Annotated in this window: 17 protein-coding genes; 10 read left to right on the top strand and 7 right to left on the bottom strand. The window is 50.0% G+C overall.

Annotated elements, in window-relative coordinates; translation table 11 throughout:
• Positions 1–196: 196 nt before the first annotated feature.
• Both GON05_RS05990 and GON05_RS05985 read right to left on the bottom strand, forming a co-directional pair.
• Positions 197–1,492, bottom strand: coding sequence for an MFS transporter (locus GON05_RS05990; RefSeq protein ID WP_157318467.1), 1,296 nt, complete (start codon positions 1,490–1,492; stop codon positions 197–199).
• 157 nt (positions 1,493–1,649) lie between these two features.
• Positions 1,650–4,559 (bottom strand): ATP-binding protein, encoded by a 2,910-nt coding sequence (locus tag GON05_RS05985; protein ID WP_157318287.1) that lies wholly within the window; start codon positions 4,557–4,559, stop codon positions 1,650–1,652.
• Positions 4,560–4,776: 217 nt separating this feature from the next.
• Here GON05_RS05985 and GON05_RS05980 point away from each other — a divergent pair, with 217 nt between their 5' ends.
• Entirely contained in the window at positions 4,777–5,964 is a 1,188-nt protein-coding gene (locus GON05_RS05980) for an EAL domain-containing protein (protein WP_157318286.1), read from the top strand.
• A 305-nt stretch (positions 5,965–6,269) separates the two neighbouring features.
• Here GON05_RS05980 and GON05_RS05975 read toward each other — a convergent pair whose 3' ends face one another.
• Positions 6,270–9,143 (bottom strand): DEAD/DEAH box helicase, encoded by a 2,874-nt coding sequence (locus GON05_RS05975; protein ID WP_181646507.1) that lies wholly within the window; start codon positions 9,141–9,143, stop codon positions 6,270–6,272.
• On the bottom strand, positions 9,131–10,723 hold the full coding sequence (locus GON05_RS05970) for an SWIM zinc finger family protein (RefSeq protein WP_157318284.1): 1,593 nt from the start codon (positions 10,721–10,723) through the stop codon (positions 9,131–9,133). The genes GON05_RS05975 and GON05_RS05970 overlap by 13 nt, the downstream gene beginning before the upstream one ends.
• 191 nt (positions 10,724–10,914) lie before the next feature.
• Here GON05_RS05970 and GON05_RS05965 point away from each other — a divergent pair, with 191 nt between their 5' ends.
• From GON05_RS05965 to GON05_RS05955, 3 genes are all read left to right on the top strand, one after another.
• Positions 10,915–11,208 carry a hypothetical protein gene (locus GON05_RS05965; protein WP_157318283.1) on the top strand — a complete coding sequence of 98 codons (294 nt, stop codon included), beginning with the start codon at positions 10,915–10,917 and terminating at the stop codon, positions 11,206–11,208.
• A gap of 35 nt (positions 11,209–11,243) precedes the next feature.
• Positions 11,244–13,052, top strand: a complete 1,809-nt coding sequence (gene recQ / locus GON05_RS05960) for a DNA helicase RecQ (RefSeq protein ID WP_157318282.1) — start codon at positions 11,244–11,246, stop codon at positions 13,050–13,052.
• 65 nt (positions 13,053–13,117) lie between these two features.
• On the top strand, positions 13,118–13,426 hold the full coding sequence (locus GON05_RS05955) for a 4a-hydroxytetrahydrobiopterin dehydratase (RefSeq protein WP_181646506.1): 309 nt from the start codon (positions 13,118–13,120) through the stop codon (positions 13,424–13,426).
• Here GON05_RS05955 and GON05_RS05950 read toward each other — a convergent pair.
• Entirely contained in the window at positions 13,423–13,938 is a 516-nt protein-coding gene (locus tag GON05_RS05950) for a GNAT family N-acetyltransferase (protein WP_397370399.1), read from the bottom strand. The genes GON05_RS05955 and GON05_RS05950 overlap by 4 nt on opposite strands.
• A gap of 117 nt (positions 13,939–14,055) precedes the next feature.
• On the opposite strand from GON05_RS05950, the gene GON05_RS05945 reads away from it, so the two are divergent.
• From GON05_RS05945 to GON05_RS05935, 3 genes are all read left to right on the top strand, one after another.
• Positions 14,056–14,643 carry a hypothetical protein gene (locus GON05_RS05945; protein ID WP_157318281.1) on the top strand — a complete coding sequence of 196 codons (588 nt, stop codon included), beginning with the start codon at positions 14,056–14,058 and terminating at the stop codon, positions 14,641–14,643.
• A gap of 68 nt (positions 14,644–14,711) precedes the next feature.
• Positions 14,712–15,185 (top strand): GNAT family N-acetyltransferase, encoded by a 474-nt coding sequence (locus GON05_RS05940; protein ID WP_157318280.1) that lies wholly within the window; start codon positions 14,712–14,714, stop codon positions 15,183–15,185.
• Positions 15,186–15,720: 535 nt separating this feature from the next.
• On the top strand, positions 15,721–16,557 hold the full coding sequence (locus GON05_RS05935) for a sulfurtransferase (RefSeq protein WP_181646504.1): 837 nt from the start codon (positions 15,721–15,723) through the stop codon (positions 16,555–16,557).
• Between the two features lie 111 nt (positions 16,558–16,668).
• On the opposite strand, the gene GON05_RS05930 is transcribed toward GON05_RS05935, so the two are convergent.
• Positions 16,669–17,247 carry a TetR/AcrR family transcriptional regulator gene (locus GON05_RS05930; protein ID WP_157318279.1) on the bottom strand — a complete coding sequence of 193 codons (579 nt, stop codon included), beginning with the start codon at positions 17,245–17,247 and terminating at the stop codon, positions 16,669–16,671.
• A gap of 280 nt (positions 17,248–17,527) precedes the next feature.
• On the opposite strand from GON05_RS05930, the gene GON05_RS05925 reads away from it, so the two are divergent.
• The 3 genes from GON05_RS05925 to GON05_RS05915 all read left to right on the top strand — a co-directional run bounded on the left by GON05_RS05925 (position 17,528) and on the right by GON05_RS05915 (position 20,104).
• Positions 17,528–18,310: a VOC family protein gene (locus GON05_RS05925; protein WP_157318278.1), complete on the top strand. Its 783-nt coding sequence runs from the start codon at positions 17,528–17,530 to the stop codon at positions 18,308–18,310.
• Positions 18,311–18,415: 105 nt separating this feature from the next.
• The gene (locus GON05_RS05920; protein ID WP_157318277.1) at positions 18,416–18,970 is read left to right on the top strand and encodes a hypothetical protein; all 555 of its coding nucleotides are present in this window, start codon (positions 18,416–18,418) and stop codon (positions 18,968–18,970) included.
• Between the two features lie 3 nt (positions 18,971–18,973).
• The gene (locus tag GON05_RS05915; RefSeq protein WP_181646503.1) at positions 18,974–20,104 is read left to right on the top strand and encodes a hypothetical protein; all 1,131 of its coding nucleotides are present in this window, start codon (positions 18,974–18,976) and stop codon (positions 20,102–20,104) included.
• A gap of 62 nt (positions 20,105–20,166) precedes the next feature.
• On the opposite strand, the gene GON05_RS05910 is transcribed toward GON05_RS05915, so the two are convergent.
• Positions 20,167–20,922 (bottom strand): exodeoxyribonuclease III, encoded by a 756-nt coding sequence (locus GON05_RS05910; RefSeq protein ID WP_157318276.1) that lies wholly within the window; start codon positions 20,920–20,922, stop codon positions 20,167–20,169.
• Positions 20,923–21,145 lie beyond the last annotated feature (223 nt).

Genomic DNA, 21,145 nt, shown 5'->3' with positions numbered 1-21,145 from the left:
ATCCTTGTGCTGTTGCAAAATCAACGCTGCCCGTGAGATCAGGACGGCTTCAGAGCGAAAAAAAACACTAAAGCAACGAATGCTTTAGTGTTTAATAGAAATGAGAAATAGGAAACGATGCTGTTGCTGCACGATCACAGGACCCTTCATATTCCCCACTCCTTTCCGCTTATGATTAAAAGCTATTGTACACGAACTATGTGGAAGAATGCAATTTCTGCGGAACCCGCATATGCACGATGAGTCCGATCACGACTAGCAGCAGAAGCGAGCCAAGCGCGACGCGGCTGGCGAAGTTCCCTGTGGAGGCGAGCGCCAAGGTAATGGATCCGTACAGAGCAGGCCCAACAATCGAGGATACCTTGCCGGAGAAAGCGAAAAGGCCGAAAAACTGGCCGCGTTTCTCTACAGGCGTCAACTGCACGATCATGGTTCGGGACGTTACCCACATGGCGCCCATTGATACACCATAGAGACTGCCGGCAGCCCAGAACAGGCTTTGGCTGGTCGCTAAGGCCGCGATGGCGATCGCGACGATAAGTACGAAGGCAACGATCGTGACGGCTCTTTTAGGCCCGACACTGCGGGTGACATAGCCGAAGAGGAAGGAGCCGATAATGCTGGATACGGTAGAAACCAAGTAGAGGAGAATAAATTGCCCCGTTGTGAAGCCCATCACCGTATTCGCATAAATCGCCATGACAGCAATGGCTGTAGCAATGGCGTCATTAAAGAAAAAGTAAGCGATCATGAACAAGAAAGCGGCTTGATATTTTCGCGCCTCCTTGAATGTTGCCCAAATCTCGCGGTAGCCGCTCAGAAGCGTCTTTTTTTCGCTTACCGGCTTGGAAGGTTTCTCTTTGTAGAGAAACATAATCGGCAGGGAGAATAGTAAGAACATAAGCGCACTAGGAATAAATGTGTTTTCATAATGATTGCCGTTAATTAAAGGGAAAACGACAAGTCCGACTAGCGTGCCTACATAACCAACGGCTACGCCTACACCGGAAATGATGGGGATTTCACGCTCGCTGCCCAGATCCGAAATCATGGAGTCGTAGAAGATTAAGCTGGAATTATAAAAGAATTTGGCGATCATGAAAAAGAAAATCACACCTAGAATAGAGGTGTTAAGCCCCATCCACTGTTGATCGGTATGCCAGATGGCCGAAGCGCCCATAAGCAGAGTCGCCACGACGGCAATGAGCGTAAAGGGGACAAGGTAGGCCTTCTTTTTACCCGTGCGATCGATCCACACCCCGAATAAAGGCGAAAGCAGGACGAGAAAAAAGCTGGATAAAGCATTGGAATACGTGATGAAAGTACTGGCTATCTGATTCAACTCTTCGCTTTTTCCTAACGTTTCTTTTAAATAAAAAGGGTAAAAGACCGTCACGATATTGGAGGAGAAGATGGTGTTCGCGAAATCGTACATGGCCCAAGCGAATATCGGTAAGGAGAAGAACAGTGTCCAAACGCTGCGTGTCTGCATGGGATTGGAAGCGGGTTCAAGCTTTGCCACCAGGGTCACCCTTCCTGCGTAAATGACTTAGTTTCTCTAGTATATTGGCTGCCGGGCAGAGAAATCCCTGTTGCTTTACAATAAAAAAATCTCCCCAACCTCAACAAGGAGGAGGAGAGATGGCAGGCTAGCTAGAAGGCCTTTTGATTTCGACCTCAATCATATCCATATTTTCCTTCATCTCAACCACGTCGATGCCGTTGCGCTGCAAAGTAGTAGAGAGAGAATCTTTGTCTTGAGCCGGAAAAACGTACGCATTGCTTTTCTTATTATCGAGCAAATTTTTCGCTACTTGGACTAGACGCTCCATGGAGAAAGGTTTTTTGAGATATTTCTGAATTTCTTTCTCATGGAAATCATGCGGTTGATCCAGTGCGGTAGAGACAATAACCGGAGTCTGGTAGTACAACGGGTGCCTGGATAAGTCAGCGATGAAATCCCATCCGTTTTTTACACCTTCGAGATGGATATCCACGATGAACAGAATCGGTTCACCCTTGCAACGGTTCAAAGCGATAATTCCCTCTTCGGCAGAGCGCAATTGGATGGAAGGCAGATCCAGCTTATTCAACGCAATTTGGATCAGCTTGGCGAGGTCATCATCATCTTCGAAAATAACGATTTTCCCCTCCATGGAAGATAGCTCATACTGATCGAATTCAATCCGGAAGGTAGTGCCGGCACCCATCTGAGACTCGTAAGAAATTTGTCCGTTGTGCCCTTCAACGATCTCTTTCACGATGGCTAGCCCTAAGCCGGTTCCGCCAATTTGACGTCGGTCGGAGTTATCGACACGGAAGAACTTGGAGAACATCTGATCATGCGCTTCCTCAGGGATGCCGAGCCCGTAATCCTGCACGGAAGCAACAACTTTGCCGTTCGTTGCGGATAAATAAATGTCGATCCGTTCTGCGCCCGGAGAATACTTAATTGCGTTGCTGATCAGGTTGTGGAAAACTTGCCGAATCCGATCCGCATCAGCCCGCACCCATAGTTCCGATTCCTGCCGATGGATGACGATGTTGTGGTTTTGCTTATCCTGCCACTGATCAACGATGTCCTGAACGGTCGGCAGCAAGTTGATCGGGGAGAAGTGGTATAGCTGCCGCCCGGACTCCATGCGCTGCAAATCAAGGAAATCATTAATCAAATTCGAGAGGCGATGAGCTTCCTTATAAATGGTCTCCATGTATTTCTTCTGTTTATCCTGCGGCAGCTCACGATGGAGCAAAATCTCAATGAAGCCAAGCACGCTCGCCAGAGGAGTCCGGAGCTCATGGGAGACGATGGAAATGAACTCGTTTTTCATTTCATCAACGCGCTCTTCTTCCGTTCGGTCACGGAAAACGAAGAGATAACCCTGCTGCTCCGTATCTTCACTGACGACAGTCGCATAAAGCTCAGCATGCTGAGGCTGATCATCCAATACAAAGCCAAATCGCTGTGTCAGATGCGTATGCGTTCCGTTAATCAGCGCTTCGATTGATGAAGCTGCGCCGAAGAAGCTCGGCGTTTCAGCTGCAATCTCGTGGCAGCCAGCTACCAAATTCTCGCCGATGCGCGCATTTAAGCCAAAATAGCGGCTCATTCGATGGTTCGCGAAAAGGATCGTCCCCTCGGAATCACACATCATCATACCTTCGTGCGCCGATTCCAAAATATTTTGAATCAAGTCGCGCTGCCCTTCAATTAAGAGCTTCTCGGCAATTAGCTCGTCGTTCAATTCCGCCAAATGAGCGGCTTGCTTCACTCTCTCGTCATTCATCACTTGAGCGAAAAAGGCCAAGCCGAACTGACGGACCAAGCCCTTCGTCAGGCGTTGGTTGTTTTCTTGGAACACGGAGCTTTGGTAGCTCGTTAGGAGCAAGAAGCCGATAACCGTCTGTTTGTCGTCAAGCAGAGGAACGTAATGATCGACGGCATGCATCATCCCGCCATGGACGCCCTTCTCATGCCCGGTTACATCCCGAGTGTGCACAAGGTTCGTGCCTTCTTCAAAAACACGCCTTGCCGGTCCAAATAACTCGTCCTGATGAACCCGAATATGTTCCTTCGGGTATCCGATAGAATGGATGACTTCGTAGGTGGGATTGCCAGTACTGCCAGTGCCGCCAGTATCGCCATTGCCAGGCTCGGCGTCACGTTTCATAACAACGAGAGCCGCATCCTGCAGAAGCGAATTCAGCAGAGCAGGCAGCGTGTGCTTCAAGAAATCCTTGAGCTCCACGTAACCGGTCAGTTTCTCTTGGTAAGAAGAAATCAGCTCAAGATCCCGTTCTCTTTCGGACAATTTGGCCAAAGTGACTTGCTGCTCTTCCTGTTGTGCAATGATTTCCTCGTTCTGGGTTTCGAGGCTCTCGGCCATATATCGGTAGGTTTCTTCGCTTTTACGAAGCTCCTCTTCGGCATGAATAGCCCGGAAGGAGATGAAGATGGACATCACACCTGCAATGAGTGCAATAATGCCACTAACCATGGTAATCGTACGAGAGTTTTGGCCAGCTTTGAGAGAGGAGTTGTAGGCGTCTTCTGTGATTTGTACAATCGTCTTCTCAATACTGGAGTGGATGACACGGTAACGATCCATCATCGTTTTGCCTGAGTTAATCCGGGTTCGAGCCTCATCCGTTTTGCCTGCGCGAATGAGTTCCAACTGACTGTCAAAAAAGCGCTGCAGATTGGTGATCGCCGGTATGGCCTGCGTATCCATAATGAGTTGGAGAGTCGGATATTTTTTATCATAAATACGGATGTTGTTCAGATCATCTTCCAACTGTTTTTTGCCTGCGGTATAGGGGTTCAAATATTGTTCATTGCCCGTTAATTCAAAACCGCGAATGCTGGTTTCCTGATTAATCAGGTCGGTCAGCAGGCTGTTCGTGGTCTTGGAGATCGGAATGGCATCATTCACGATCGCATTGCTCTCACTTTCCATATTACGGGAAGCAATATAGTTCGATACACTGACAAAAGCAAGTAATGCCACGATTAAAATGACGTATAACATGGAGATTCGCGATCTCGTGAATGTTTTCATTGCCACTTAGGTCACCTGAATTCTACATAGAATAAAATGAATGGGAATCGTTTGAAATTCGACAAGGCTCAACAATATTCCTCTAAAAATCAATCATGTTATGTTTTCTTCCATGAATTCATTGCAAGAAGCGACAATGTCGTTTACAATACTATACATTACATAGTTTATGTGACATTTAACTACATGAAGGTTTCACAGGAGGAGGGCGCACACCGTGCAGGTTAAAGACAGCAGGATTCCGCTGAGACATGAAGTACGTCCATTCTTCCAGCCTATACTCTCGCTTCAGACGCAGGAAATCATCGGCTATGAGACGTTGGGAAGGCGAATTAGGGAGGATATTGTCGAAAGCTTGGGGCCTTTTTTCAAAAATCCTGACATTCCGGAAGATGTGCAGCTTCTCATTGATCGACACTTAAGAGAGCGGGCTATTGAACAGCTTGCCTCTACGCAAGATGAAAGTTTACTATTCATTAACTTAAAACCTTCATGGATCTATCGGACTTATAAGCGCACAGGCGTGCTGCCGACGATTGAACTATTGCGGAAATATGACATCAATCCTGCGCGTATCGTGATAGAGGTTACCGAAGAAGAATTTACAGGAAAGCTGCAAGAGCTTACCCAAATTGTAGAGTTATATCGGCAATTCGGCTGCATTATCGCGATAGACGATGTAGGCAGCGGGTTCAGCAATTTCGATCGCATCGCCAGTTTGCAGCCAAAAATATTGAAAATCGATCTTAATATACTGAAAAAAAGCGCGATTCATGCGGGTTACAAAGCATTGATGCAATCTTTTTCCATCTTGGCGGCTCAAATGGGCGCCTCCCTGCTGGTCGAGGGCATTGAAACGAAGCAAGAGCTGCACAGCGCATTGCAAGTTGGTGCTAGATATGTGCAGGGTTATCTCTTTTCGAAGGCGGAGCCATATTTGCAGCATAAGGATGGGTTTAAACCCATGCTGAAAGAAGAGATGGGCCTCTTCAGCCAAGGGGAATTTCAGCGGAACCGCCATCTCTCCGTCATTCATCAAAGCCTGGAGGCAGTCACTCAATCGGCTATTCGCATTCTAACGGCAGAAGACGCGGATCAGCTTATTGAACATACGACGACAACTGTGACTGAAAACTGCATACGGATCTACATCTGCATGGAGGATGGTTATCAAATTTCATCCAACTACATACGCAAAGAGGATGCATGGAACAAAGACGACAGTTATCGCGGGGCGAACTGGACGTGGCGCCCTTATTTCATCTCCAACATCCTCATGATGAACCTGCAAAAGCAGGGGATCTTATCACAAGTATACACAGATCTGGATACCTCGCATCAGATTCAGACCTATTCCTGTGCGCTGGGTGATGGGTATTATTTGTTTTTGGATTTACTGATCTAGGTGAGATAGAAAAGACCGTCTGGCACTTTGGCCTAGACGGTCTTTTTGTGTGGATAGGAGTCCCCTCGCAGTACAGGGGAACTACAGGGCGTTATTTTACCTAAAATAGCCATGTGAGCAAACGTAGGGGAACTACGTTCCTCTATTTGCTCCATTTCGGTGAGAAACGCGCCGACTTCACTGAAATAAGGCCACGTAGTTCCCCTGAAATTTTGAAAACTCCATTTTAGTCTAAATAGTGGCCTATGGTTCCCTTATATTGCGACAAACAATGCGCGCATCCTCTGGAGAATGAGTCGCGCCTTCTAAGCCTCGACCCACTCGCGCCGCAGCGAGAACAAGTCGCGCAGCTCGTCAGTCGACAGCTCGGTGATCCAGTTCTCACCCGTGCCGACGATCTGCTGGCTCAGGCCGAGCTTGCGCTCGATCATCTCGTCGATGCGCTCTTCGAGCGTGCCGAGCGTGACGAACTTGTGCACCTGCACATGGCGCGTCTGCCCGATGCGGAAGGCGCGGTCCGTCGCTTGGTTCTCGACGGCGGGATTCCACCAGCGATCATAGTGGAACACATGATTCGCCGCCGTCAGATTGAGCCCGATGCCGCCGGCCTTCAGCGAAAGAATAAACACATTTCGCTGCTCCTCTGCCGGCCGCTCAGCATTGTCCTGGAAGTTCGCGATCATCTCATCGCGACCCGCTTTGGTTGTTCCGCCATGCAGGAACAACACGGTCTCACCCAGCTCCTGCTGCAGCACATGCTGCAGCAGGTTGCCGGTCTCGACAAACTGCGTGAAAATCAAGCATTTGTCGCCTTCTTGGCGCAGCTCCTGCACCATCTCGAGCAGGCGCTCGAGCTTGTTCGAACGACCGCTCCATGGAGCGGTCAGGCCTTCCTTGAGCAGCAAAGCAGGGTGGTTGCACACCTGCTTGAGCTTCGTCAGAGCGGCGAGAATGAGTCCGCGCCGCTCCATGGCGGAGAGCGTATCCAACCGGTCGAACATGTCCTGGATGTAGTTTTCGTATAACGAGCCTTGCTCGGCGGTCAGTGAGATGAACGTTTTGGACTCGTTTTTTTCCGGCAGATCGAGCTGAATCGCGGGATCTTTCTTCTCGCGGCGCAGCAGGAAGGGACGGATCAATTTTTGAACCTTATTAATGATCTCAACATCGCGCGTTTTCTCGATCGCATTCACGTAACGATGTGTAAACTCGCGCACTGTGCCCAGATAGCCGGGATTCGCGAAGTCGAAGATCGACCATAATTCCGTGAGCCGATTCTCGATCGGAGTACCCGTCAAAGCAATGCGATGGAAAGCGTTCAAACGGCGAATCGCCGAGGCTTGCTTGGTATAAGCATTTTTTATATTTTGCGCTTCGTCCAGACAGATGGAGTTCCAAGTGATTTCACCCAGCTCCGCTTCATCCAGATGGGACAGCGTATAAGAAGTTAACACTAAATCAACTTTGCCGACAGCTTCCGTGAACGCAGCTCCTTTGAACCGTTGAGGTCCGTAATGCAGATGTACCTTGAGTGAAGGGGCAAAACGCTTCAGCTCCATCTGCCAGTTGCCAAGAACAGAAGTAGGACAGATCAGCAGAGAAGGCGCCGCAGGCTGCTCAGTCTCTTTGACGGTGAGCAGGTAGGTGATCCACTGGATCGTTTTACCGAGACCCATATCATCGGCCAAACAGCCGCCAAGGCCGAAACGGCGCAAGAACAACAGCCAAGAGATGCCGTCCACTTGATAGTGGCGCAGCGAGCCTTGGAAGCTTGGCGGTGGTTCCACGGTAGGAATCGCCGCCGTTTGAGTCAGCTGATCGACCATGTGGCGCAGCTGCTCGTTCAGCTCGACTTCCATCTCGATGTAGCGCATCGCATCGGGATCATCTTCCGCAGGCAGCAGCCCGGCGGCATCGCCTGCGAAGTGCAGCTCCAGCACGTCGCGGAAGGAGAGGCCCTGCTTCTTCTGCACCTGCTTCATGATCTGCTCGACCTGCGCCATGAACTTCGGATCGAGCTGAATCCAATTGCCGCGAATCTGGATCAGCTTGCGCTTTTCTTCCAGCAGCAGCCGGAATTCTTCTTCGGTCAGCTCCAGATCACCCACAGCCAGCTTCCAGTCGAACTGCATCAGCTGAGTGAGCCCGAACATCGTCTCCCGTCCGGAACCGACGGAAGACTTGATCTTCGCGCGCAGCTTCGGCTTCATCTTGCGGATGCGATCCCACCAGGCCGGGAGGAACACACTGGTCCCGGCCTCCACGAGCCGCACGCTTCCCTCTGCGAGGAAGCGCCAAGCCTCTTCCTCCGTCAACGTTTGACGGAGGGTGCTTTCGCCCGCATCCAGCCAAGGCAGGATGCGCAGCCATTTGGCCGCGTCACGTTCGACGCGGCTCAGCTCCGGCTGCCACGCCTCCGGCAGCGGCAGTTCGCCCGCCACCGGCTCGCCGGTGGGCGTCACCGTGCGCAGCACGTCCGGCGCCAGCCGGTCCTGCAGCAGCACCCGCAGCTGCCAGCCTGCGCCATGCGCCAGGTCCGGCTCTGCGAGCTGCAGGCACGTGCGCATCGGCGACCGGTCTTGGCGCCAGCCGATGGCGACGAGCCAGTCTTCCTCGTCGAGCCAGAGGTCGGCGGCGATTTCGCCTCGCCGCATGAGCGGGTATGCCGCCTCCAGCTTGCGCAGATTGTCTTTCATGATGCCGTCTGCGTCCACCCATTCGGGGATAAGCGCATGAATCCAGCGGGAAACGGCTGGTGATTCCAGAGACTGCAACTCTTCAGGGAGCTGCAGCTTCCAGCCCATTTCGCCGGCCTTCCATTTCTCGTAATCCGGCATGAAGCTTCCGGTGGCTAATGCCTCGCGAACCGCAGGGGCCAAGCGGATGAAATCCGCGGAGTCCTGATGCCAGCTAAGCTGCAAATGCTGCACAGGCTGCGGATCGCTGAAATATTCGAGCGCCTCAAGTGGCTGCAGCTCAATGCCTTCGCGATTTTGCCATTCGCTGGGTTCCATGAAAGTGCCATAGAAGGAAGCACGGTGCCAGGCAAAAAGCATATTTTTCAAATCAAGGGCGTCCCAAATACCGCCGTTCTCGCGGGATCCCCATAGAAACAAGGAGCCGCTGGGGAGGGAGCTTACATGAACCGTCAGCGCGCTGGTTTCGATCATCGAATCCATTTTCCTTTCTTAAGCTCTTCTTGGAAGGCACGCAAGCGTGAGAATTTATCCGCTAAACGATACACATAGTGCTCCCAGCGATCGTTCTGGCCTAATTGTTTGTATAAGCTGTGCAGCTTCTTTAGAAGCCGGACAGCTGTTTTGTAGGAAGCTCTGTTTTTCTCCAAAACCGCACGTTCCGCCGCTTGATGATACAGAGGGAGCAGCAAAGCGGCATCGTGCTCTTCGATTGCTTTTAGCTCCAACGTGTACAGATTTAAAGGCGAAATACGGTTTGCCAGCTGCAAATCCACCCATTGCCGATACCTTTTGGTCTGCAGCAAATAGGCTGTGTAATAGTAGTAAGAGCGAGGCAGCAGAGACTCCATGACCTGTACCCATTCGCTGTCGGATTCCAAATGCTTGGTTGTATCAAGCCAGTATTGGCAAAAGGTCCGGAAATCATCGTGATTGGCCTGGGCAATCGATTTGAACAACCAGCGGAGCCAGACTAGCATGTCGTTCCACTGCTGATCGTTGTAATAATAATTCAGGTACAGGAAGTAATCCTTAGCATGAGGATGAGCCAAAAGTTCCAGCAGCTTGAAGGCACTGTCTGTATCTCCCTGAATAATGTGAAAATGGGCTCTAGCCGCAATCAGCGCATCTTTTCTCTTAGCAGGCTGATCTTTCTTGGACAGAAGGGCGTCGAGGCGCTGAATCTCCTCTTTCTGCGCGGCTGTTTGCGCGGACAGCTTCCACCAGATGAATCGATACACGAAAAGCCAGTCAATCGGGCTGTCTTTTCCTTGCAGCGCGAATTCACCGAGCATTTTGAGCGTAGCCAGCATATGTTTGGGTTCAGCCACGAAGGAGGCATTCAGATCCATCCCTTGTGTAAGCTGGGCGAGCTTATCCTCACAGTTTTTTGCGGCGATTTTGCACCCGTTTTCGTGATAATAAGACAAGTAAGAGCTTTTGGTCTCTTGATAAAATTGTTCGATCTTACGCATCATGAACAGCACGATATGAAGCATATAGATCTCGCGCATCGAGCTTTTCCAATCGGCGGCAAAGCCAGGCAAAGACTCTAACGCAGAGTCATAAAACGTTTCAATGGAGTGCTGATGCGAAATCGAGAACCCATGAAATCTCCCCTCAAAAAAACGATGCCAATCAGCAGGCAAAGCCGTTTCTTCGGGTTTAGTGGCCTTGGCGGCTTCTTTGCGTTCCTGTGCCGGGGAGGCGCCTCGCAAAGGTTTTTTGCGGGCGAATATTTGTTGCTTTAATTGTTGCAGAAGCAGTTCGGGCCGTCCATAGGGAGCGTATAAGCTGAAGAACGTAGCACCGATATGCTGGCAAAAACCATCGAAGGAGCAGCTGCATGAGCTGTCCTGAAAATTCTCTAAGTTCACCGTCGTGTTGTGCAGTCTCTTGCCTGCAACCGTCGACTGAATGCTTGTGCCCTTCAGATCGACATCCGCCACGCGGCCTTTATGATAGTACTCCCAGCCCTGCTCCAGTACGGCAGCATCAAAATGCAGCGGGATTTGCTTGATTAGGTAGTTCATTCGATTTTTGGGAATCTGCAGTTTCAGCATGTGTGCTTTCCTACCCTCCGAGCGGTACATTCCTTCTTCCATAGTAACAGATTTTTTCCGAAATTGCCCATTTCCACAGTTTATGCCAAAGGGTAATTTTTTATCCGGGGGAAAAACGGTTAACCCTGCATTCAAACCTATAATATGATAAAGTGAAGCTAGAAGGTTAGCTACCGAAGGGAGACTTTACAATGGGTATTAAATTCGGAAGAGAATATAAGGATATTGTCACTGATTTTGTACGTGGCATTGAGATGGTGAATGGTTTCTACGAGCTGCTGGAGATGAGTGCGGACGATTGGGAGGAGCTTGAGCCTGAAGAACAGGAAGAGTGCCTGCGTACGCTGGCTGACGATATTTTCTATGGATTGGGCAACAGCCCTGTCATGCATGTTGGTGCAGGCTCGGTTCGCCATGATCCGAGTAATCACGTGTTGAAGGTTCACGACGGGGAAAAGCTCGTTTCCGTTATCTATTTGGTCTGATTTTTGAGTGAGCTAAAGAAAGGTGTATAAAAGCTATGCTGGATGGGGCAAGGAAGGTTTTACAACAAGTTTACGGGTACCCGGAATTCCGTGAGGGGCAGAAAAATATCATTTCCAACCTGCTTGAGGGGAAGGATACGCTTGGCATTATGCCAACGGGCGGCGGTAAATCGATCTGCTATCAGGTTCCTGCGATGCTGATGGAGGGCGTGACCCTCGTCATCTCTCCGCTGATTTCCTTGATGAAGGACCAAGTGGATGCCCTAGGCGTGCTCGGAGTTCCTGCGACGTTCATTAATAGCACTCTGGAAGCCAGAGAAGTGGAACAGAGGATGCAAGGCGCGATGCAGGGCAAATACAAGCTGCTGTATATCGCGCCCGAGCGGCTGGAGTCAGAGCGGTTTCGCGCGCGGATGTCGGCGTTGAATCTTCCCTTTGTGGCTATTGACGAGGCGCATTGTGTGTCCCAGTGGGGGCATGACTTCCGTCCCAGCTATGTCTCGATCGCTCCGTTTATTCGCGAGCTCCCGAATCGCCCGATCGTCGCGGCCTTTACCGCTACAGCGACAGCCGAAGTGACGGCGGATATTGCAAGGCTGCTCGACCTGTCGGATGCGGGCATCTTTGTGAACGGTTTCTCGCGGGATAATCTGGAGCTGACAATTCTTCGAGGAGAGAACAAGCGGGATTACATTCACAATTATGTAAAAGAGCATACGCACCAGCCGGGCATTATCTATGCCGCTACCCGCAAGGATGTGGAGGAGCTGTACGAGTCATTGCGGAAAAAAGGCTACGCCGCAGGCAAGTACCACGCCGGATTAACCGACGATGAGCGCTCCTACATGCAAGAAGCGTTTCTCTATGACGATATTCGGGTGATGATTGCCACGAATGCCTTCGGGATGGGCATCGATAAATCGAACGTGCGTTATGTCATCCACTACAATATGCCGAAAAATATGGAGGCTTATTATCAGGAAGCCGGTCGCGCAGGACGTGACGGGGAGCCGAGCGAGTGCATTCTGCTGTTCAGCGCACAGGATATTATGACGCAGAAGTTCCTCATTGAGCAGAACCAGCTTTCGCCTGAGCGCAAAGCCAACGAATACAAAAAGCTGCAGACGATGATCGATTACTGCTATTCACCAAGATGTCTGCGGAATGTTATTTTGCATTATTTTGATGAGCGGAATGTGAAAGACACCTGCGGCAACTGCAGCTCGTGCAAAGACGATCGCGATACCGTGGATATTACGGTTGAAGCGCAGAAAATTTTTTCCTGCATCCGCCGCATGAATGAACGTTTCGGGATTTCGATGGTTGCTTCAGTCCTGAAGGGCTCGAAAGCGAAGAAAATTGTCGAATATCGGTTCGACAAACTGCCGACGCATGGCATTATGCGGGATTTGCCGGAAAAAGAAATTTCCGATCTGATTAATGTGCTGATCTCGGAGGGGTTCTTGCAGCTGTCCGAAGGCCAGTACCCGGTAGTCCGATTAATGCAGCCCGCAGCGGAAGTGCTTCAAGGGAAGCTGCCTGTGTACCAAAAGGTGCGCAAACAGCCGGTTAAAGCGGCTGCTATCGACAATACGTTGTTCGAGCAGCTGCGTTTGCTTCGCCGGGAAATTGCCGCACGCGAGAAAGTGCCGCCGTATATCATATTCTCCGACAGCACGCTGCGTGAGATGAGTGAAAGCTGTCCGACCTCGGAATCTGCGATGCTGCGAATCAAGGGTGTCGGCGAGGTCAAATACCGCAATTACGGGAAGCCGTTCCTTGATCTGCTGCGCACATATGCAGGTGAGAGCGAAGTCGAGGCGGTCGCTTATGATTTTGAGTAATGGGTAAGTGAGGGATTAGTAGGGGAATCCGGGAGAACGAGTAAGGCTGGGAGGGGCGGAAGAACGTGAAACTTGAGAATAGCGAGATTGATCAAAGGCTTGGGGCGCTCACCGGCTGGACGACGGACGATCATAAATGGATTTTGCGAAAATACCGTTTCGCGGAGTTCATGCTGGGCATTTCTTTTGTGAATCATGTCGCCCGTATTGCTGAAGCGGATAACCACCATCCCATGATCGCCATTGATTATAAAATGGTGACCTTGCGGCTTACCTCATGGCATGCAGGCGGTTTGACAGAGTTGGATTTTCAATCTGCTGCCAGGTTTGATCAAGCATTTGAAGAGGTTATTGCGGGTTCCGGCGAAGCTTAATTAGATAAGCTCTCGTCGTACACCATGCAGTGAAAATTCGATACGCCTGTAGGCGTCTGCTTTTCATAGGTATCCGTGATGGTGAAACCAGCACGCTCATAAGTGCGGATGGCGCGCTCATTCCAGACAAGCACTTCAAGGTCGACCTCCTGCCCGGGGGCGTGCTTTAGCGCTTCACGGGTCAGGAGCTGCACGAATTGGACGCCAATTCCGCTGCCTTTCCCGCAGAGATCCGGACGGAGTCCCAGACCTAAGCGCGTGACGCCGACAATCGGGAAGAACTGGACGAAGCCGGATAGCCTGCCACTATCATCGACGACGGCTCGGTACTGTTCCGCCCGAATGTGCGGGTCAGCGAATTCGGTTTGCTCCCGTAGCATGGTTTCCCAAGAGGGCCAATTGTACAGCTCGTAGGGAGACGGATATTTCCACGTACATAACTCCTCGCATTGCGCGTTAGTTAACGGTACAACTCGCCAGGGTAAGCTTGCTTTTACCACTATTATTATCACCTTTTCATTTATTGGTTGGAGGATCGCATGGGTTGGCTTTGGCTTTTACATATTCCATTTACTGCCTGTATTCTGTTTTCTATGCTCATGCTGGGATTACATACATTTCGAATTTCTGTGAATAAGAAATGGCCACTTGTGCTCATCTTCACCTTGGTTATCTCCTGTTTGGTCGAACTATTTACGTTCCTTGTGGACACGAAGTCTTGGAGTCCGATGCTTGCTATCGTGCTGGAAGCCATCTGTGTTCACTATGTATTGCGATTGCGCAAGCTGCATGCACTCATGATCGTATTGCTTGGAGCTGTAGGCTATACGATTTATTTATTCATTGTTCTAATCGGGGTGGCGCTAGTAACGGATGTTCCCGTTTACGATTATTTTGACAGTCTGGATTCCTGGTATCGTCCTCTGAAAATCTATGCCGCACTGCTTGCGTGCCTGACGGCATTGCTCTTGAACAAGAACCGATTAGGTTTCACGATGCGGCTGGAACGTAATGATGCCAAACATGCTAATCAACCGTGGCGTCCCCGGAATCATGTGTTTTTTCCTGCTCTTTTGACTGCGTTTATTCTTTATTCCTCTGCTTATTATGGCGTATCCATGCATGTGGCGTCCATTTTCTATTGGGCTGCGGGATTTTGCCTCGTGTTAGCCTGGATGATTTACCTGCTGTATCGCAAGGAGATGGAGGAGCAGTGAGAAACAAATTTTGGGGATTTTGGATACAATAACGATAACGATTTTATTTGGATGAGGAGGTCATTTCCATGGCCCAAGTTACAGTTCGTGAAGCTGCTATACAAGATATTTCCCAGTTAAAAACGTTAATGATCGCTTATATCGTGGACTTTTACCAATATCGCCAGCCAGAGGATGAGAAGTTGAACGGATTGATTCACCATCTGTTGGAGCAAAAGGACGGCATCCAATTTGTAGCGGAATCGGAAGAGGGGAAATTGGTCGGTTTTGCGACCTTGTATTTTACCTTCAGTACACTGCGTGCCTCCAAAGTAGCGGTGATGAACGATCTCTACGTTATTGAAGCGGAACGCGGTCAGGGCGCGGCCGCGAAGCTTTTCGCCGCCTGCAAAGGGTATGCGGCCAGACATGGCTACGCGAATCTTTCATGGACCACGGCTACGGATAACCTGCGTGCGCAGGCTTTTTACGATAAAATGGGCGGAGATCGCAGCGATTGGCTCACCTATTCTGTGAATCCCACGATTGGTATCGGGGATTAATTGTAGCTTGCTGCGTCTGGCTGTTGCCTGGTGGGCAGTGACGGATGGATGGTTGCCGCCGAGGGTGAGGGAACTACGGTCCGCTATTCGCGCGATAGTTGCCCCTCTGATGGATGAAGGGGAACTATGAGCCGCTATTTCGCCGGCCGGATTTGGCGGAAATGTGGAGCTGCTGGGGCAAATAGAGCCCTGTAGTTCCGCTGAGGAAGTGGAATGCGCGAGAATTGCAGAAATAGAGGACCGTAGTTCCTCTATTTCTATGGAGGCAGCAAAAGGTCACCGCTCCTGCACCTCGAGATTGCATAAACTATCGCCGATCTCAGGCAATCGTTGCTCTCGGTCGTCTCGGCCTCTTGGACTGTCTCCTCCCAGGCAAACGTTACCCCCGGTCGTCTCGACTGGTCGGACTGTCAGGCTAACGCCTCGACGGTCTTTTTTGTATGTCCGAAACATAACTTCCGTGCGCAACATTTTTACGATAAAATAAGTAGAGGTAACTGGAATTAATTGCAGGTAGGGAAAGGTGGCATAATCTGTGGAAAATATAGTAAGTCAATCATGGCTGCTCGGACAACTGGGCGATGCCAATATCGTCATTGCGGATTGCCGTTTTGCGTTAGGACAACCTGAATCTGGCAGAAAACTTTATGAACAAGATCATATAACGGGAGCTGTATACGTGGATTTGGAAAAGGACCTGTCCGGTGCCATTATGGCGCACGGAGGCAGGCACCCGCTTCCTGATCTCGGTGCATTCTCCATCCTCGTGGGCAGCCTCGGGATCGACAGTACCAAAACCGTCGTCGCCTACGACGATCAAGGCGGAGCCATGGCTTCGCGCCTATGGTGGATGCTGAAATTCCTCGGGCACTCCGAGGTGTACGTGCTCGACCAAGGATATACCGCATGGAAAGCGGCGGGCTACCCTGTTACAGATGAAGCGCCTGCCACGTACCCGCGGACCTTCTCGCCGAAAGTGCAGCGCACCATGCTGGCTTCCATGGATGAGGTCAAGGACAAGCTCGGCCGCCCGGGCGTTGTACTTGTGGACTCGCGTGAGGAGCGCCGCTACCTCGGCTTGGAAGAGCCGATTGATAGAGTAGCCGGTCACATTCCCGGCGCACGGAACTACTTCTGGAAAGGCGTGCTCGGTGCTGATGGCGGTTGGCTGCCTGCGGCCAAGCAGGAGCAGCATTTTGCCGGCTTGCGCGATGCCGATGAAATCATCGTCTATTGCGGCTCCGGCGTGACGGCTTGCCCGAACGTGCTGGGCCTGAGCGAAGCGGGTTTTGACAACGTGAAGCTCTACAGCGGAAGCTGGAGCGACTGGATCAGTTGGGAAGATAACCCGATTGCGACGGGTGAGGAATAAGAGTAAGCCTAGCAGACTCAGCGAACAAACAAAAAAGCCTGATTCCCTTTAATGGGAGTCGGGCTTTTTTCGCCATGCCGTGTCATCGCACGCTAAAGCCATCGCGATTCCTCATACTGCCGCAACGCGATGGCTGTTTATTAGCGTCTTAGCTGCAACAGAGAACAACTCTGGTTTGAAATCAGCCTTGTTTATATAAGCTACCATAGCGGCGCCGCTCCATAACATCCGAATCTGCTCGGAGAGGTCACGGGGATTGGGAAGACCAGCCTCCTCGGCCAATAATGTTACCTCATCCCAAATGTCGCTTCTGCTCTCAAGTGCTTTGGCATGGTTGGGGTGCGCAGGTTCAGGGAACTCCACGATTGTATTCATGAAGGAACACCCCCGATACGTAGGGCGTTTCATACGTTCAGCTAAATAGTCCATCAAAAAAAGGAGCTGCTCGAGCTTGGACTCCGGATGCTCCTTCCGTGCATGCTCGATATTCCCTAGAAACTGGAGGCGACGCAGCTCTAAGTACGCAGCTACTAACTCATCTTTGGTCGCGAAGCTTCGATAGAAGCTGGCTTTGGCCACACCGGATTCATGAATGATCCGATCGATGCCGACCGCACGCACACCCTCACGATAAAACAACTCATCGGCAACTCGCAAAATGCGCTCCTTGGCTGTTTCTTTCTTCTCCATCTGAAATTCACCTACCCAAAGATATTTTTCTATATGTTAAAAAAGAATGTCTATTAATGAAAAAAAGAGACAGGTCTGTCTATATTATTTTAGATAAGAACACGGTTACTGTCAATTATTATCCCCTTACCAATTCCGACACTATTCGTCCGTCGCGAACGGCGAAGCCGCTGTCCCTCTAACTGAGCCATTCTAAAATATGGGACGAAACTGCCCTCTACCATGGCGATTCTTATGCATATGTTGTTTCATACACAACAGATAGGGAGGTGCGCCTACCATGATCACACATTTTGCTAGAGTAGAGTTGAATACCGTATCCATTCAGGGCGTGAAACAATTTTATGGCAACCAGCTCCAATTTCCCATCAGTTTCGAAGCTGTGGATGAAATACACCTTCAACCTTCAGAACACTGTAAGTTGGTTTTTAAAGAGGGCGGCCAGCCGTTATGTCCTGCTCATATGGCGTTTGAGGTTCCTTTCACAGCGTTTGATGACATAGTGAACCTCCTTCAAAAAGCCGGGGTAACGCTTCTGCAATGGTCTGACGGCAGATCTGTCGACGAGTTCGAAACCGGTAAAAATGTTTATTTTCGGGACGGTGATGGCAATTTGTTAGAAATTCTTGCGCATACCTATGTACAAGAGGGAGTCCTTCCTCCTAGCGGTTATCTAAAGATCCTGTTTTTGAGAGAAATCGGCTTTCCGGTTGACAACGTGTTTGCAATCAGAGAGCTGTTTGTGGAGCTTTTTGACTTTAAATTGGATAACGTGGAAGACAACTTTACTTTTGCTATTGGGGGAACCGCACATGTCGTTGTTGTTTCGAAAAAGAGAAAATGGCTTCCTATTGCCATGACGGCCCTGCAGCCTGCTATGAAAGTTACGTTCGGGGCTCCAAATGTCCAAGTGTTGAACAGAATTAGTAATAATTTAGAGGGTAAAAACATCCCGTACACCCTGGAAAAAGATAGACTTCATTTTCAAATAGGAGACTATAACCTTCATATACAAGTCACGGCTTTTCCTGAAAACATTCCGGCGCTTTTGCAATTACCATAATTCTATCTGCTGCCCATAAATTTTGTAAAATCTTGACCTATTATGTCGTCCAGATGTGCTAGAATAAGAGAAACAGATGGAAATTATATGCAGAGGGGTTTGTTGATGAGGAACAAGAGTGGGATTTTCATGGTAGGTTGCCTTGGTTTTATCGGCTTACTAGTGTTAATTGCAATCATTACAGCAGCTGTTGTATGGGGGCAACGGGGAACGGCGATTGCGCTGGATGAACAAATCAAGTCGCAACACGTCGCGAATAAGTCAAACTACGATAACATGTGGAAAAGGTTTAAGGAAATGGCCCAAGTCACCGATATGCAGGCAGATGATATCAAAAAGGTATATACCGACCTCATTGCAGGCCGTTACACGGATACGCAGGTGCTTTTCAAAGTGGTGCAGGAGCAGAACCCGCATATGAGTAAGGATTTGTACACGAAGCTGCAAAATGAAATATCATCGACGCGTACCGAATTTGATCGAAATCAGAAGAAAATTGCCGATCAAGTCCGCGAGTACAACACGCATATTCGGAAGCATGTGCTGATGAATGCGATTTTCCATTTCCAAATGATGGACGCGGAGAAATTTATTATTACTTCAGACCGCACGAGCGATGCGTATCAAACAGGCAAAGATAACGAAGTGAAGCTGAGGTAGCAGATGGCGTATTGGGCAGCGTTATTCCTCGTTCTGATTGTGGGTTTTGCTATTGAGCTTATAACGGGCCGCAAATGGTGGCGATATGTACTGACTTCAGTGCTCGCAGTCATCCTATTCGCGGGAGTAGTAGCCAGTGATTTTTTTCTGAGGACGGTCGATACGGAGGTCTGGTCCGGGTCGGTTACGGACTGGGAGCACAAAGAAGAGTGGGACGAATGGATCGCGGGCAGCGAAGAATGCTCTACGGACAGCCGAGGCCGCAAGAGTTGTACCAAAGAGCCCGGCCACTACGAGCACCAAGAGGCGGTAAACAAACTTAAAACATCGGATAACGGATGGTTTGAGGTGAGCAGGTCCATGGACGGAAGGACCAGGTTTACGGACAGATCACCCAATTCGGCAGCCGAGTTGGCCAAATATTTTCCTCCTGGGACACCTTCAGCCTCCGTGCATCTGTATGTGAATAAGGTGAGAGGTTCTTACAGTCTTTTTAAACATAGCGACATTGATCTGAAAGATTATCCTGATCTGCCTGAATATCCGAGTTTCGTCTCGGAGGTGCTTCATGTTGATAGAATCGTAGGTAATGTCCCGAACAGGCAAAATGCCTTGGCGGCGTTGGCAGCATGGAATACTGAGTTGAACAAAGCGGTGCCTGATCCGGATCATCCTGGGGAGATGAAGTCGTGGAAGCAGGTCAATCTCATTTTTGTGAATATGGGAACGGATCTGCCGCAAGCGTATGGCTATGCCCTTCAGGATAAATGGAAGAACGGCAACAAGAACGATTTCATCGTCAGCTTTAGTCCAGCTTCGGATGGCTCTATGAAGTGGGTGCATGCATTCTCATGGAGTGAAGTTGATATGCTCAAGCTGGAAGTTCAAGATTATATAACAGAGCAAGGGTATGGTAAAGACTTCGTGCCGATTGTAAATCATGTGGCTCAAATGGTGGCGGACCAATTCGTGCGCAAACAGTTTGCAGATTTTAACTATTTGCAAATTGAAGTGAGCGAGACGTCGACCTATATCATTTGGGGGCTTGAGATGTTTGTGCTTCTGATCTACTTGTATAGATGCATCATAACCTTCGTTCGTCAGCGACGTGACCTAACATATGATTATTCCTAGCTAAAAAGCGTTCTCCCACCGGATGGTGAGAGAGCGCTTTTTGGTTTTTCACTTTGGGGAGGTTAAAAGCCTACTTCCAAACGAACAGGGCAATGATCGCTGCCCAAAATTTCACAGTCAATGTCGGCAGCGACGATGTTGGTGCCCAGCCTCGAAGAAGCGATAAAATAGTCGATGCGCCATCCGACATTCCGCGCTCGCACGCCGGGCATATTGGACCACCAGCTGTAGACGTCGGTACGGTCCGGGTAGAGATGCCGGAAAGTGTCGATGAAGCCTGCCCCTAGCAGCTCGGTCATTTTCCCGCGCTCCTCCAGGGTGAAGCCGGAGTTGTTGTGGTTGCCTTTGGCGTTCTTGAGGTCGATCTCCTGGTGAGCGACGTTCAAATCGCCGCAGGCAATGACCGGCTTCTTCGCGTCCAGCTGACCGAGATAGCTGCGGAAGCGGTCCTCCCACTCCAGGCGGTAGTCCAGCCTGGAAAGATCCCGTTTGGCGTTCGGGGTATACACCGTCACCAGATAAAAATCCTCGAACTCGAGCGTGATAATCCGCCCCTCGGGCTCTTCATCTTCCTCCATGCCGTAGCGTACGGAAAGCGGCTCGAGCTTCGTGAAAACAGCCGTGCCGGAGTAGCCTTTTTTAACGGCGTAGTTCCAGTACTGCTTGTAATCTTCGCCAAGTTCGAGGGAAATTTGTCCCTCTTGCAACTTCGTCTCCTGAACACAGACAATATCGGCGTCCGTTTGCTTGACGTAATCTACGAAGCCTTTATTCACGCATGCGCGCAGCCCATTCACATTCCACGATACCAGTTTCATTCGTCAATTTCTCCTAACATTCGCGATGATTTCTCATCACAGTGTAACATAAGATCTTTACTGCTACATTAAGTGAGCGGTTTGAGAGAGGGATTTAGGCCCCCCCCGTTGGATGAAATCCAATGAAAGACAGAGATTCACCTTCAAATCAGCCATCCGATTGGATGATTTCCAATGAAGGCAGCCAGAACTCCCCTTTTTAACCTCGAATCAGGTGCTCCCA

The organism is Paenibacillus anseongensis, from assembly GCF_009757995.1.
GTDB classification, from domain to species: Bacteria; Bacillota; Bacilli; order Paenibacillales; family NBRC-103111; genus Paenibacillus_E; species Paenibacillus_E chondroitinus.
This window is presented reverse-complemented; position numbering and strand designations above follow the sequence as displayed.

What these genes read in the sequence shown, in the direction of transcription:
- GON05_RS05990 (WP_157318467.1), bottom strand. Translation starts at nt 1,492, where the DNA reads ATGCAGACACGCAGCGTTTGGACACTGTTCTTCTCCTTACCGATATTC.
- GON05_RS05985 (WP_157318287.1), bottom strand. Translation starts at nt 4,559, where the DNA reads ATGAAAACATTCACGAGATCGCGAATCTCCATGTTATACGTCATTTTA.
- GON05_RS05975 (WP_181646507.1), bottom strand. Translation starts at nt 9,143, where the DNA reads ATGGATTCGATGATCGAAACCAGCGCGCTGACGGTTCATGTAAGCTCC.
- GON05_RS05970 (WP_157318284.1), bottom strand. Translation starts at nt 10,723, where the DNA reads ATGCTGAAACTGCAGATTCCCAAAAATCGAATGAACTACCTAATCAAG.
- GON05_RS05965 (WP_157318283.1), top strand. Translation starts at nt 10,915, where the DNA reads ATGGGTATTAAATTCGGAAGAGAATATAAGGATATTGTCACTGATTTT.
- recQ (WP_157318282.1), top strand. Translation starts at nt 11,244, where the DNA reads ATGCTGGATGGGGCAAGGAAGGTTTTACAACAAGTTTACGGGTACCCG.
- GON05_RS05940 (WP_157318280.1), top strand. Translation starts at nt 14,712, where the DNA reads ATGGCCCAAGTTACAGTTCGTGAAGCTGCTATACAAGATATTTCCCAG.
- GON05_RS05930 (WP_157318279.1), bottom strand. Translation starts at nt 17,247, where the DNA reads ATGGAGAAGAAAGAAACAGCCAAGGAGCGCATTTTGCGAGTTGCCGAT.
- GON05_RS05925 (WP_157318278.1), top strand. Translation starts at nt 17,528, where the DNA reads ATGATCACACATTTTGCTAGAGTAGAGTTGAATACCGTATCCATTCAG.
- GON05_RS05920 (WP_157318277.1), top strand. Translation starts at nt 18,416, where the DNA reads ATGAGGAACAAGAGTGGGATTTTCATGGTAGGTTGCCTTGGTTTTATC.
- GON05_RS05915 (WP_181646503.1), top strand. Translation starts at nt 18,974, where the DNA reads ATGGCGTATTGGGCAGCGTTATTCCTCGTTCTGATTGTGGGTTTTGCT.
- GON05_RS05910 (WP_157318276.1), bottom strand. Translation starts at nt 20,922, where the DNA reads ATGAAACTGGTATCGTGGAATGTGAATGGGCTGCGCGCATGCGTGAAT.